10 protein-coding genes are annotated in these 13,939 nt (G+C 63.6%); 9 read left to right on the plus strand and 1 reads right to left on the minus strand.

All coding sequences use genetic code 11. The annotated features are described in order from the left end of the window. The first annotated feature begins 141 nt into the window (after positions 1 to 141). Genes QM609_RS17200 through QM609_RS17210 form a run of 3 tightly spaced genes read left to right on the plus strand, consistent with a single transcriptional unit; the run spans position 142 to position 3,538 of the window. Positions 142 to 1,602, plus strand: a complete 1,461-nt coding sequence (locus QM609_RS17200) for a FecCD family ABC transporter permease (protein WP_073512408.1) — start codon at positions 142 to 144, stop codon at positions 1,600 to 1,602. Beyond that, on the plus strand, positions 1,599 to 2,690 hold the full coding sequence (locus QM609_RS17205; protein ID WP_050656948.1) for a FecCD family ABC transporter permease: 1,092 nt from the start codon (positions 1,599 to 1,601) through the stop codon (positions 2,688 to 2,690). Before QM609_RS17200 ends, QM609_RS17205 begins: the two co-directional genes overlap by 4 nt. After that, on the plus strand, positions 2,687 to 3,538 hold the full coding sequence (locus QM609_RS17210; RefSeq protein WP_003945031.1) for an ABC transporter ATP-binding protein: 852 nt from the start codon (positions 2,687 to 2,689) through the stop codon (positions 3,536 to 3,538). Before QM609_RS17205 ends, QM609_RS17210 begins: the two co-directional genes overlap by 4 nt. A 10-nt stretch (positions 3,539 to 3,548) precedes the next feature. On the opposite strand, the gene QM609_RS17215 is transcribed toward QM609_RS17210, so the two are convergent. Beyond that, entirely contained in the window at positions 3,549 to 6,122 is a 2,574-nt protein-coding gene (locus QM609_RS17215) for a bifunctional lysylphosphatidylglycerol flippase/synthetase MprF (protein ID WP_050656949.1), read from the minus strand. Between the two features lie 192 nt (positions 6,123 to 6,314). On the opposite strand from QM609_RS17215, the gene QM609_RS17220 reads away from it, so the two are divergent. The 6 genes from QM609_RS17220 to QM609_RS17245 all read left to right on the plus strand — a co-directional run bounded on the left by QM609_RS17220 (position 6,315) and on the right by QM609_RS17245 (position 13,936). Further along, complete coding sequence (locus tag QM609_RS17220) at positions 6,315 to 6,728, plus strand: BlaI/MecI/CopY family transcriptional regulator (protein WP_003944876.1); 414 nt, start codon at positions 6,315 to 6,317, stop codon at positions 6,726 to 6,728. A gap of 25 nt (positions 6,729 to 6,753) precedes the next feature. After that, positions 6,754 to 7,707, plus strand: a complete 954-nt coding sequence (locus QM609_RS17225; RefSeq protein WP_003944922.1) for a M56 family metallopeptidase — start codon at positions 6,754 to 6,756, stop codon at positions 7,705 to 7,707. Positions 7,708 to 7,968: 261 nt separating this feature from the next. Then, positions 7,969 to 9,810 (plus strand): DEAD/DEAH box helicase, encoded by a 1,842-nt coding sequence (locus tag QM609_RS17230; RefSeq protein ID WP_283337320.1) that lies wholly within the window; start codon positions 7,969 to 7,971, stop codon positions 9,808 to 9,810. Between the two features lie 217 nt (positions 9,811 to 10,027). Beyond that, positions 10,028 to 11,485 (plus strand): NADP-dependent phosphogluconate dehydrogenase, encoded by a 1,458-nt coding sequence (gnd, locus tag QM609_RS17235; protein WP_007730904.1) that lies wholly within the window; start codon positions 10,028 to 10,030, stop codon positions 11,483 to 11,485. Positions 11,486 to 11,547: 62 nt separating this feature from the next. Beyond that, positions 11,548 to 13,050, plus strand: a complete 1,503-nt coding sequence (locus tag QM609_RS17240) for a DEAD/DEAH box helicase (protein ID WP_050656952.1) — start codon at positions 11,548 to 11,550, stop codon at positions 13,048 to 13,050. Between the two features lie 4 nt (positions 13,051 to 13,054). Further along, complete coding sequence (locus tag QM609_RS17245) at positions 13,055 to 13,936, plus strand: DMT family transporter (protein ID WP_042919783.1); 882 nt, start codon at positions 13,055 to 13,057, stop codon at positions 13,934 to 13,936. Positions 13,937 to 13,939 lie beyond the last annotated feature (3 nt).

The raw sequence follows: 13,939 nt of genomic DNA on the forward strand, positions 1-13,939 counted from the left end.
TTCAAGAGTAAAGAACTGTGACGCTGGGCACCGCATATTCACAGGAACTTGCCCCGCAGGGAGCACACCCACATAGGGTTCCGTAACCTAAGATGCGAATTCCCTGCGCACAAAGACCAGGAGCTCGAACCGCCAGTGACGATGATCAAACCGCTCGGGAACGGACATCCCCGAGGACCCAGCGAGACGTACGGACGGCGCATAGTGCCGCGCGGCCCGGCTCCTGTCCGAATGCGTGTTCTAGCTGGGATTTTCGACGCGGGGGTGTTCCTGCTTCCGTTGCTCGTCGGCTGGTACGTCGTTCAGTCGCTCCGAGACGAGAACGGTGGCGGCGAAGCCGACCGCGCAGTATTCGGTGGGACGGCAATAGCCATTGCCGTTGGTCTCCTCGTGTGGAACCTGGGATTCCGCGAAGGTGCCACAGGCCGGACCTCGGGAAAGGGATGGGTAGGTCTGGTCACGCGTGACGCGAAGACAAAGCAGCCCATCGGTGTTCGCCGGGCTCTGCGCAGGCCGTTCGATCGAACCGGTATCGAGGTGGTCCGTGAAAGCACGGCGCGCGAAGAAGGGTTCGAGGAACTCGCGCGCGACAACAGCGTCGGGGCAACACGTCGACGCCGGCTGATCGGTCTCGCGGTGCTCACGGTTCTTCTCGCGCTCGTCATGCTCGCGAGCATCGCGGTGGGCGCACGTCCGCTGACGTTTGCCGAGATCTTCCACGCCATCTTCAGTTCGGACGGCACCCAGACGGACATCATCGTGCGAACGTTGCGCGCTCCGCGGACCATCCTGGGTCTTGTCGTCGGCATCGCACTCGGTATCGCCGGCGCCCTGATTCAGGGACACACGCGTAACCCGTTGGCAGATGCCGGACTACTCGGCCTCAACGCCGGCGCGGCTTTCTTCGTAGTCATGGCGATCTATCTCTTCGGTTTCACCGCCCCGAGTCAGTACCTCTGGTTCGCGTTTGCAGGATCGTTCGTCGCCAGCATCGTCGTCTTCGGCTTGTCCTCCATCGGAAACGGCGGCGCAAGCCCTCTGAGTCTGGCTCTGGCGGGAGCAGCCGTCGCGTTCTTCCTGCAAGCCATGACCAATGCCGTGATCATCCTCGACCAGACCAGTCTGGACGCCTACCGTTTCTGGGTAGTCGGGTCGGTGTCCGGTCGCGGGTTCGACGTTCTCTGGCAGGTCCTCCCCTTCCTGATACTCGGATTGGTCATCGCCCTGGCGAGTACGCCTGGTCTCAATGTCCTCAGCCTGGGTGAAGACGTCGCAAAAGCTTTGGGAACGAACATCGCGTTCAGTCGCACACTCGGCATCATCGCGATCACCCTGCTGACCGGCGCCGCGACCGCAGCATGTGGACCTATCGCGTTCATCGGATTGGTGGTCCCCCACGTGGCCCGGGCCATCACCGGACCCGACTACCGCTGGCTGGTCCCGTACGCGGGCTTGCTCGGTGCGGTCATGCTGATCACCGCGGACATCATCGGTCGCGTAGTCGTGCGCCCCGGCGAGTTGCAGGTCGGAATCATCCTGGCCCTCTTCGGCGCCCCGTTCTTCATCGCTCTCGTACGCCGCAGAAAGTTGGCAAGTCTGTGACGCTCAAGCAAGAACTCCGGGTACTCCCCCGGACCGTCCCCTCACGTAAGTCGATTCGTATCGGTGGATTCTCGCTGGTCTACCGCCCACTCGCGGTGTCGGTGAGCATTGCCCTCGCAGTTGCGCTGTTCCTTCTGCTCTGCATCAACATCGGACGCGGCGACTATCCGATCGCGATCCCCGATGTCATTTCCGTCCTGCTCGGTAATGGAAGCAAGACACAGAACCTGATCGTCTTCGACCTCCGACTTCCTCGATCGCTCACCGCACTCTTCATCGGTATGGCACTCGGCATTGCCGGTGCGGTCACCCAGACGATCGCTCGCAACGCCCTCGCCAGCCCCGACATCCTCGGAATCACGGCTGGATCGAGTGCTGCCGCGGTTGCTCTCATCGTACTCGGCGGGGGTGGCTCGTTCGTGGGACTGCTTGCCACACTGGGGATTCCGTTGGCTGCACTGTGTGGCGGTCTGCTGACAGCTGTGGTGATCTACGCCCTCGCATGGCGAAAAGGCGTCGAGGGGTTCCGCCTCATCCTGATCGGCATCGGCATCAACGCCATGCTCGTGGCAGCGACGGGATGGCTTCTCATCTCGGCGGACATCAACGATGCTTCCCGCGCACAGGTGTGGCTCAACGGTTCGCTCAACGGTGCCACCTGGAATCAGATGTGGCCGGTAGCCATCGCTGTCGCGGTAGTCGGCGGCTACGCGGTGATCGCTTCGTTCACCATGGGAGCGCTGCGGTTGGGCGACGACAACGCCACCTCTCTCGGTGTTCGCTTGCAATCATCGCAGGCCAAACTGTTGCTCTCCGCCGTGGCGCTGGCCGCCATCGCAACCGCCGCAGCAGGTCCGGTCGGCTTTGTCGCCCTGGCTGCGCCACAGGTCGCCATGCGTCTGGTGCGCTCTGCCGGCCCGCCCATCGTGGCGTCCGCGCTGACCGGTGCTGTACTGGTGGTCGGCAGCGACGTCATCGCTCGAACAATTCTGCCTGTGGAACTCCCCGTCGGAATCGTGACTTCCGCACTTGGTGGTCCGTTCCTGCTCTACCTGTTGGTTCGTAACAATCGGAAGGTCACAGCATGACCACCATCGCCCAGTCCACCGATACTCCTTCGCGTCTCGTCGCCAAGAACCTGACGCTCGGGTACGGGGACCGCATCATCGTCGACGGACTCGATCTCGAGATCCCTACCGGCGTGATCACGACGGTCATCGGCCCCAACGGTTGCGGCAAGTCGACGCTCCTGCGTGCGCTCGGTCGTCTGCTCAAGCCCAAGGGCGGATCGGTCGTCCTGGACGGCAAGGCGATCAGTTCGATGAAGACCAAGGAAGTCGCACGGGTGCTCGGAATGCTCCCCCAGACTCCGGTTGCGCCCGAAGGACTCACGGTCGCCGATCTGGTCTCACGTGGGCGCCACCCGCACCAGTCGTGGATCAGGCAGTGGTCCGCGGACGACGAGGGCGAGGTCGCCGAAGCGCTGGAGCTGACCGGTGTCTCGGATCTCGCCGATCGACCCGTCGATCAATTGTCCGGCGGTCAGCGCCAGCGGGCCTGGATCTCGATGGCTCTCGCCCAGGGAACCGACATTCTGCTTCTCGACGAACCGACTACCTATCTGGACCTCGCGCACTCGATGGAAGTCCTCGACCTGGTGGATCAACTCCACGAGGAAATGGGGCGCACCGTGGTGATGGTTCTGCACGACCTCAATCTCGCGGTCAGATACAGCGATCATCTGATCGTGATGCGCGACGGCGCCGTCGTCGCTTCTGGTGTCCCCAAGGACATCATTTCCGCGGAACTTCTGCTCGAGGTGTTCGGTCTCGAAGCTGCGGTCATCGACGATCCCGTCTCGGATCGGCCGCTGATCGTTCCGATCGGAACCCGGCACGTGTTCGGCGCCGTCGGCGGGCCGGCAAAGCCTGCGTGACGATCGCGAATCAGCGACCCAGAATCGTCCGAACAAGTTTGAATCCCTGACCGATCGTCACGGTTGGCAGGTACGCCCGTCCGACCGCGTTCCCGATGCTCGGCAACGCGGCTGGATCGGCGAAGGTCATGTGCATCGGCACGTACCGAGGCTGGAACTTCGATTTGAAGGCCAACAGCGAACGAAATCCGTACACCGGTTCCAGGGTGCGACCGAGTAGGTCGAGCACGCTGTCAATCATCGCCGAGAAAGTCGTGGCCTCCGGTTCGTTCGCATTCCTCTCGGAGTCACCGGCGATTGTTGCCAACGGTGCACCGGACAGACTGAGGAACTCGACGCCCTCCTCCTCCAATTTCAGTGCAGCGGAGGCGATGAGGAACTCCATCGCGGGACGGAATCCTTCGGAGCGTCGCCTCATGAAGTCGAGTGTCCACCCGACGACTTTGCCGTCGCGGTACACCGGTAGCCACGACGTGACACCGTGCACGGTGCGATCCTCGTCGACGGCGATCAGGCACCGCACTTGTTCGTCGTCGATCTCGTCGAGTCCGCCGAGGGTGAATCCCATCTCGGGCATCCCCTTGTCCGCCACCCATTCCTCCGAGATCGCAACTATCTGATCCTTGATCGCGAGAGGTGCATGAGGGAAGGAAATCCACTCGGCCGTGATCCCGGACTTCTTCGCCCGGTTCAGTGCTGTTCGCACATCCTGGAACCGCTTTCCTGTGAACGCGACCTGTCCGAGGTCGAGCACGGTTTCCTCGGCGACCTGCAGGCCGCTCCAGCCCATGGAATCAGTGATGCTTCGGGCGTCGTCGGTCACTGAATAGAAGCAGGGAATCCAACCGTTCGACGAAGCGAACTCGGCAAACTCCTCGATCGCCGTGCGCATGCGATCTGGAGGACCGACCGGATCACCGGTTGTGAGAGCAACACCGGCGATGACGCGATACGCGACGTAACTCGAACCGTCCGCGCTGAACCAGTATGTGTTTCCCTTCCACGTCGTCATCCAGGACAACGGGCTGCCGGTACCGGCGATCAACATGGATCGTGCTCGTTCGGCGGCTTTGGGATCGGCGGTCTTGACCGGCTTGAGGAAACTCACGAACACCAACACGGCGGCGACGCCCCAGAACACGACGCCGGTCCACTCGAAGAGCAACGTCGACTCGATGTCCACGGGAAGCAGACGCGGATCGATCAACTGCAGGTACACGGGCGGTACAAGGCGCTGAGGGAAGTCCGCGAGCAACATCGTTACGGTGGGCTCGCGATCGAACCCGTGCCTGGCGAGCATTCCGCCGCCGACGTAGATCACGGCGAGGACCGCGAGCAAGGTCACGATCGCAGCACCGAGACGTCGGTATGTCTTGGCCGGGGCCGCGACGTCGAAGTATCGACGTGTCGCGATCAGCAGGATCAGTACGAAGAGCGGTGTCAGGAACGGCACCAGAGTTCGGTACACGTTCGGATCGCTGATTCCGTAGAACAAGCTGTCACTGTCGACGGCGTCGACGAACCTGATGACGAAGTTCCCGATCGAGAGGACGAGTAGGACGACCTGAGCACACACTGTCGCAATCCAGGCGAATCTGCGGCCACGACGGAGCCCGTCACTCAACACGAGAACGAAGATCGACGGCATCAGCGAGAGCAGAGTCGGGCCGATACCGGAGAGTCTGAGCTCGAGGAGTCCTCGTCGGCAGTCCGGATCCGACGAGGACTCCTCGCACAGTTCTCGAACCTCGGCGACAGTCCAGGGAACTCCGCGGAAGAGGTCACGGAGGACCGCGAGTGGGCCGACCGCCTGCGGGGACAATGCGGCGATCATCGGGCCGATCGCACTCGCCGCGACGACGATGGCGACCAGGACGCGACCCTCTCGCTGTGTCCCGGCGATGCGCTCACCGCGCGCCGATCGTCCGACGATCCACTGACCGATCACCAAACCCACCACAGCGGCAAAGAATCGGATGACGTCTTGCAGCTGACCACTGAACAAGGCCAAAGTGATCGTCAACGCCAAAGTTCCGACGCGAATGCGACGGCGCCACAGGGTGCCCATGTTCGAGCTGGCGGCCATCGCAGCGCCGACGATCCATGCACTGGCTCCGACCGCGGAGCCCACGTGGAGGCGGAATCCCCAACTGGAATCGAACACCTTCGCAAACGACGCCCAGCCGAGCCCGAGCAGGACTCCCAGGATTTGAGTGCTTGCGCCGGCGATCGCAAGCTTGATCGTTCCCATTCGGCGTTCGAGGGGTGCGGCGACTGCGATCAGGAGCACGGTCGCGCCGAGGTACCCGAGCAGGTTTCCTGCCCACAGCACGGACGTGAGCGGCGTCCAGATGCGGCCGTGCTGGATCGAGCCCATTCCGGCACCGATCGTGTGCTCGAGATCGCGGGACGGTCCGTGAACGAGGCTGCCGGTTGCGGCACCCACGATCCACATGGTGAGAAGTAGAACGACCGTCAACGGTGCGTCGCGAATGCCGAAACGGATGATGCCGGCAGCTTTCTGCGTGACTACCCGCGCCCGTGATGTCGATTCTTCGGTGCCCGGCGAACTGTCGATCGTCATCTACGTGCGGCTACTTTCTGCGGATCGACTGTTTGGCTTGCAATTATCGGGCATCGTCATTGTCGGGACTTTCGTCGTCTCACACCACCGTAACCGTCACGCAGATCACTATGGCCAATACCACACCCCCACCGAGGTGGTTACTACTACCAGTAGTACGTATTTCGTCGTGGAAGTCCGTAGAATCGAAGAATGGCAGGTCTAGGTGAACTCGAACGCGCGGTGATGGATCATTTGTGGTCCACATCGGAACCGCAAACTGTGCGACAGGTGCATGAAGCACTCGCGACGCATCGCGAATTGGCGTACACGACGGTGATGACCGTTCTGCAGCGCCTGGCGAAGAAGCATCTGGTGATTCAGCAGCGTGACGATCGCGCACATCGCTATCTTCCCGTCAACAAGCGCGAAGAACTGGTCGCGAGTCTGATGGTCGACGCGCTGGCCCAGGCTCCGGAGTCCGGCGGTCGCGCTGCGGCGCTCGTCCACTTCGTGGGACAGGTCAATGCTGACGAAGCCGATGCTCTCCGCGAAGCGCTCGCTGCCCTCGAGGTGCGCGAGTCCGCGAAAAAGGCTGCGCAGCCCGGAATTTCTAGGCCGAACTGATTTCGTCGTGCATGATGTGTAGGACATGAACGCCACTACTGCACTGGTTTTCGGACTGCTTGCCTTGTTGCTGGCCGGTCCGGTTCCCGCACTCCTGAGCCGCTCCACGTGGCCGTACCGCGCTCCACGCGCGGCGTTGGTCCTGTGGCAAGCCGTCGCAATTGCTGCGGTGTTGTCGGCATTCAGCTCGGGCCTGGCCATTGCCAGCCAGCTGCTCGTTCCCGGCGCTGACGGTAGGCCGACGACGGCCCCGACCGCCGAAATCGATGCACTCGGGCTCCCACTGTGGATTCTGTACGTGGTTGTTTTTGCCCTGACGCTCCTGATCGGCGCGAAGCTGATCTTCTCGATCATCCAGGTCGCTGTGCGAACCCGACGTCGCCGTGCACGTCACCGCGTGTTGGTGGACCTTCTCGACGACTGCGCCATGCCCGCGTCGGTGGAACGCACACCCGATCTGCGGGTACTGGACGTCGACGAACCGATCGCATACTGCCTGCCAGGTCTGCGTCAACGCGTGGTTCTCAGTCAAGGCACTCTGCAGAACCTCGATCATGCCGAGGTCAAAGCCATCCTGACGCACGAGCGTTCCCACCTGCGAGCTCGTCACGATCTGGTCCTCGAGGCTTTCACTGCCGTCAACCACGCGTTCCCCCGTTTCGTTCGTAGCAAGTCGGCCCTGGGATCGGTGCAGCTACTGGTGGAGTTGCTCGCCGACGATTCAGCCGTGCGGGCTACCGGTCCCACTCCCCTCGCGCGGGCGCTTGTCGCGTGTGCCGGATCGACGGCACCCCGCGGGGCAATGGCAGCGGGCGGGCCGTCGACGCTCATCCGAGTGCAACGCCTCTCGGCCGACGACGCAGATCCCCGCATCGCAGTTTTTGCGTATCTCGGGGCGGTCGCGATTCTCGTTGTTCCCACGGTTGCGGTGGCTGTGCCCTGGCTCACCGAACTTCGACTGCTTTTCAACGCATACTGAGTCTTGACCTGCGTAACCCCGTGTAGTAGTGCAGGTCACAGGCGGGGCTACCTGACTTCGGTGTCCCCGGTGGCGTAGAGTGGATCACGGCCACCAACGTGGTCCGTCAACATATAACGGCACACAGCCCAATTCCCCGCAGTATGCGTTCGGATTGCCAGGTGACATGTGCCCTGGCTCGTCCCTTTGCGAACTGTGTCGTGTATTTCAGCATGGCTTCTTCCGCTCCGCGACGTGCCCGTAGTCCGGAGAGGTTTCCGCGTGACCAACGCTGTCCAAATGTCGTCTTCCGAGAACATCGAAGACCCCACCGTCAACACCCCCGCTGCCGAAGAAGCAGTCGCCACCGAGCCGGGTATCACCTTCGCCGAGATCGGCCTGCCCGAGCAACTTGTTGCCGCATTGGCGCGCAACTCCATCACCGTCCCGTCCCCCATCCAGGCGCAGTCCATCCCGGACGCGCTCGCCGGAACCAACGTTCTCGGCCGCGCACAGACCGGATCGGGCAAGACCCTCGCCTTCGGCCTGCCGATGCTGACCCGCCTCTCACGCCACGAAGATCGCCCGGCCGCCAAGCGTCCCCGCGCACTCGTGCTCGTCCCCACCCGTGAGCTTGCTTTCCAGGTGGTCGACTCCCTCAACTCCTACGCCGGAGCACTCGGACTCACGGTTCGCCCCGCTGTCGGTGGAACGCCGTTCGCCAAGCAGGTCGATCAGCTTCGCCGCGGCGTAGACGTCCTCGTCGCAACGCCGGGTCGTCTCGGCGACCACCTGCGTCAGGGCACCTGCATCCTCGACTCGGTGGAAATCACCGCACTCGACGAAGCCGATCAGATGGCGGACATGGGCTTCCTGCCCGAGGTTCGCTCGATCCTCGGTGAGACCCCCGCAGACGGACAGCGTCTGCTGTTCTCGGCAACCCTCGACCGTGAGGTCCAGTCGCTGGTTCGTCAGTTCCTGGCCAACCACGTCACCCACTCCACCGAAGACGGCCGCGCAAGCGTCGACACGATGGAGCACTACGTTCTCCTCGTCGATCGTGGACAGAAGGATTCAGTCCTCGCCGAGATCGGTGCCCGCGACGGACGCACCATCATGTTCGCCCGCACCAAGCTCGGTTGCGAGGGAATCACCGACCGCCTCCGCGCAGTCGGCATCGCTGCCGAGTCGCTTCACGGCGGCAAGGCACAGAACCAGCGCACCCGCGTCCTCGAGCGTTTCAAGAACGGCCGCACCCCGGTCCTCGTCGCAACGGACGTCGCAGCACGCGGAATCCACGTCGACGGCATCGACCTCGTCGTTCACGTCGATCCCCCGGCCGACCACAAGGACTACCTGCACCGCGCTGGTCGTACCGCTCGCGCCGGCGAGAAGGGCACCGTTGTCGCCATCGTGCTGCCGAACCAGAAGCGTCAGTTCAAGCGTCTGACCGGTATGGCCGGCGTCAATGCCGCAGCCGTTGCCGTCACCCCGGGTTCTGCTGAACTTGCTCGCATCACCGGCGCCAAGAAGCCGACCGGAGAACCGTTGCGCGAGAGCTCTTCTCGTGGCGAGCGTTCCTTCGGTGATCGTGGTGGAAGCCGTGGCGGCTACCAGGGCAACCGCTCGTCCGGTGGATACCAGGGCAACCGTTCTTCGGGTGGCTACCAGGGCAACCGCGACGGCGAGAGCCGCGGCGGATACCAGGGCAACCGCTCTTCCGGTGGATACCAGGGTGATCGCTCCAGCGGTGGTTACCAGGGTAACCGTGACAGCCGTCCGTCCTACGGAGACCGCGACAGCCGCCCGTCGACGGGTTACCAGGGCAACCGCTCTTCGGGCGGATACCAGGGAAGCCGTGACGGCGAGAGCCGCGGCGGATACCAGGGCAACCGTTCGTCCGGTGGTGGATACCAGGGCAGCCGTGACAACAACCGCTCGTACGGCGATCGCGACAGCCGCCCCTCGACCGGTTACCAGGGCAACCGCTCTTCCGGTGGCTACCAGGGCAACCGCGACGGCGGCGACAACCGTGCAGCCTCGACCAGCGGTGGCGGCTTCCGCAGCCGCACCGACCGTCGTAGCTATGACGGATTCGACGGCCCGAAGCGCGATCAGCGGTAATACCTGCGCTGAGCTGCGGCTCGACAACTGAACACTGAGAACCTTCCGGCTGTGCCGGAAGCTGTATCGAGACGGATGCAGGTCACTGCAATTAAAGTGATCTGCATCCGTGTTTTGTATGCACGGTCTGATGTTCACGCGCGTCGCGGCCGCACCGTTTTCGGCTGCGCACAGCGCAGGATTTCACAGCCGCGGACCGAGAGGGAAAGCTGTAAGCATGTCAACCACTAGCACCGAATCACCCCGAGCTCAGATCGGCGTCACCGGCCTGGCCGTCATGGGTTCGAATATTGCCCGCAATTTCGCCCGCCACGGTCACACCGTTGCCCTGCACAACCGCAGCATCGCGAAGACCGATGCCCTGATCGCCGAGCATGGTTCCGAGGGCGATTTCGTGCGCACCGAGACCGTCGAGGAGTTTGTTGCCGCACTTCAGAAGCCGCGACGCGTCCTGATCATGGTCAAGGCCGGCGCCCCGACCGATGCTGTCATCGAAGAGCTCGCAAACGCCATGGAGCCCGGCGACATCATCATCGACGGTGGCAACTCGCTCTACACCGACACGATCCGTCGTGAAGCGGCGATCCGCGCCCGCGGACTGCACTTCGTCGGCGCCGGTATCTCCGGTGGCGAAGAAGGCGCACTCAACGGTCCGTCGATCATGCCGGGCGGCCCGAAGGAGTCCTACGAGGCTCTCGGCCCGCTTCTCGAGTCCATCTCCGCTCACGTCGACGGCACCCCGTGCTGCACGCACATCGGCCCCGACGGCAGCGGTCACTTCGTCAAGATGGTGCACAACGGCATCGAGTACGCCGACATGCAGCTCATCGGCGAGGCGTACAACCTCTTCCGCGACGCTCTGGGCTACGACGCCGGTCAGGTTGCCGACGTCTTCACCGAGTGGAACAAGGGCACCCTCGAGTCCTACCTGATCGAGATCACCGCCGAGGTGCTCCGCCAGGTCGACGCCGAGACCGGCAAGCCTTTGGTCGACGTCATCGTCGACGCTGCCGAGCAGAAGGGCACGGGCCGCTGGACGGTCAAGTCCGCTCTGGATCTGGGCGTGCCGGTCACCGGTATCGCCGAAGCCGTGTTTGCTCGCGCACTGTCCGGTAGCCGCAATCAGCGCGCTGCAGCTCAGGCGCAGGGTCTGGCTGCCGGCTCTCTCGGCGACAAGCCTGCTGACGCCGAGCAGTTCGCCGCCGACATCCAGGCCGCGCTGTACGCGTCGAAGATCGTGGCGTACGCGCAGGGCTTCGATCAGATCGCTGCCGGCAGCGCCGAGTACGACTGGAACCTCAAGCCTGCCGACCTGGCGACGATCTGGCGCGGTGGCTGCATCATCCGTGCGCAGTTCCTCAACCGCATCAAGGACGCGTTCGACGCGGATCCGAGCCTGCCGAGCTTGATTCTGGCGCCGTACTTCCGCGAGGCCATCGAGGCAGGCATCGACAGCTGGCGCCGCGTGGTCGCCACCGCGACGATGCTCGGCATTCCGGTACCTGCGTTCGCGTCCTCGCTGTCGTACTACGACGGTCTCCGCGCGGAGCGTCTGCCGGCCGCCCTGACTCAGGGTCAGCGCGACTTCTTCGGCGCGCACACCTACGAGCGCATCGACAAGCCGGGCAAGTTCCACACACTGTGGAGCGGTGACCGCAGCGAAATCGAGGCCTGATTCACAGCGGGTATCGGTAGATGCGGTCATCTGCGTCTACCGATACCCGGTAGCCTGGACAAATGCAGGAATCGACGATCGACTCGCCCACCTCGACCGAAGGGCGTTCGTTCGTCGACCTCGGAATCCCCGCCGTGATGGTGCACGCGTTGCGCCGAAGCGGCATCGATGCCCCCTTCCCCATTCAGTCGGCAACCATCCCCGATGTTCTTGCCGGTCGGGATGTACTCGGGCGCGGTGCGACGGGTTCCGGAAAGACTCTGGCCTTCGGGCTTCCGATGCTGGTGCGCCTCAAGGGTGGGGCGAGCCAGCGGAATCGTCCGCGCGGTTTGGTGCTCGCTCCCACCCGTGAGCTGGCGATCCAGATCCACAAGGCACTCGACGACGCCGCTACCGAGATCGGTTTGCGTGTGGCAAATGCGGTCGGGGGCGTTCCGATCAAGCGTCAGGCCGACATCCTTGCCCGCGGCGTCGATCTGCTGATTGCGACCCCCGGGCGCCTACTCGACCTACTCGACCAGAAGTCGGTGATTCTCGACGACGTCGTGATCACGACCATCGACGAAGCCGACCACATGGCAGACATGGGTTTCATCGACGAGGTTGCGAAGATTCTCGACACGACTCCGAAAGACGGTCAGCGTCTTCTCTTTTCGGCGACACTCGACGGCAAGGTCGACGATCTGGTCGCGGGTTACCTGCGCAATCCGGCGTCGCACTCGACTGCTCCCCCGGTTGCGACCGTCTCGACCATGGAGCATCACCTGCTTTTCGTCGACCGCGACGACAAGAGATCCGTTGTCGCACATATCGCTTCGCGCGCGGGGCGGACCATCATGTTCGTCAAGACCAAGCACGGTGTGGATCGTCTTGCGCAGCAACTGCATTTGATCGGCGTCTCGGCCGGGGCTCTGCACGGCGGCAAGACGCAGAACAATCGGACCAAGACCCTCGCGTCGTTCTCCGACGGGACAACACCGGTCCTGGTCGCCACCGATGTCGCCGCGCGCGGAATCCATGTCGACGACGTGACGCTCGTCGTTCACGTCGATCCCCCGGCCGAGGCGAAGGACTACCTGCACCGGGCCGGCCGGACGGCACGCGCCGGGGAATCAGGCGTCGTCGTCACCATCGTCACCGACGAAGAACGTGATTCGGTCGAGAAGTTGACCAAGCAGGCAGGCATCAAGGTTCACGGTGTGCGGGTTCGTCCTGACGATCTTGAACTCACGCGCATCACCGGTGCGATGGAGCCGACGGGAATTCCGGTCGAGGCTCCCGATACGACGGTTGCCGTCAAGCACACCGCCAAGCGTGGCCGTCAGGAACACGACACTGCAGGCCGGACCGCTGCCGGAGGCCGGATGAAGAAGGACGGCGAGAAGCGCGCCGCCTCCTCGCGGCGCGTCACCGATCCGAAGAGTGTGAAGAAGATCCGTGCGGACGGCACTCCGGTCCCGACCCGTTCGGAGCGTCTGGCGTCCAAGGGCTTGACCCCGCGTCGCGGCGCACCCGGCGCAGGAAAGCCGTCTGCCGGAAATCGGGCGGGCAAGCGCGCACACTGAGGGAATGGGTGATCTTCCACTGATCTCGGTTCTCTGCGCACTTCTCGCTGCACTGCTCTTCGCGTGCGCTTCGGTCGCTCAGCAACGGGCGGCGTCCGCGGTTCCCGAGGGCGAGGCGTTGGTGGCGTCGTTGATTCGCAGTCCTCGGTGGTGGGCCGGGCTGATCGGTGACGGCGGCGGGTACGTCATGCAGGCCGTTGCACTGTCGTTGGGTTCGGTGTTGGTGGTGCAGCCGCTGATCGTGACCTCGTTGCTGTTCGCGCTGCCTCTCTCGGCCAAATTCTCGGGAATCCGCATCACCCGTTCCGCGTGGTCACTGGCGATCATGCTCGCGATTTCCTTGGCGATCTTCCTCGTCGTCGGCGATCCCACCGAGGGAGACAGCAATGCTCCATGGTCGGATTGGGCTGTGCCCCTGACGATTACGGTCGCAGTGGCCGTGGCCGCAACTGTCGGCGGCTTGTCCAAACTCGACGGCGGCTGGCGCGCACTGCTTCTCGGCTCTGCGGCAGGCATCTTCTACGGCGTCGCCGTCGCATTCACCAAGTACGTCACCGACCTACTCGGCCACGGCGTCATCGGGGTGATTTCGGCATGGCAGACGTGGGCGCTGATCGCCTCGGGCGCAATCGGGGTCTACCTGCAACAGCGCGCGTTCCAGGTCGGGCCGCTGTCGGCGTCGCTACCCGCCCTGACGATCGGCGAGCCGATCGCGGCCATCTTCCTGGGGATGACAGTGCTCGACGAACGCCTCCGCGTCGACGGTCCCGGAATTGCTCTCATCGGGTGCGCCGTCGCCGTCATGATCATGACCACGATCGCCCTCTCCCGCTCACAAGCGCGCGATACCGAGGGCGCTACGGCGGAATCGACGGTAGGCTCGTGAAAC

This window comes from Rhodococcus sp. IEGM 1302 (genome assembly GCF_030056935.1).
GTDB lineage: Bacteria > Actinomycetota > Actinomycetes > Mycobacteriales > Mycobacteriaceae > Rhodococcus_F > Rhodococcus_F qingshengii.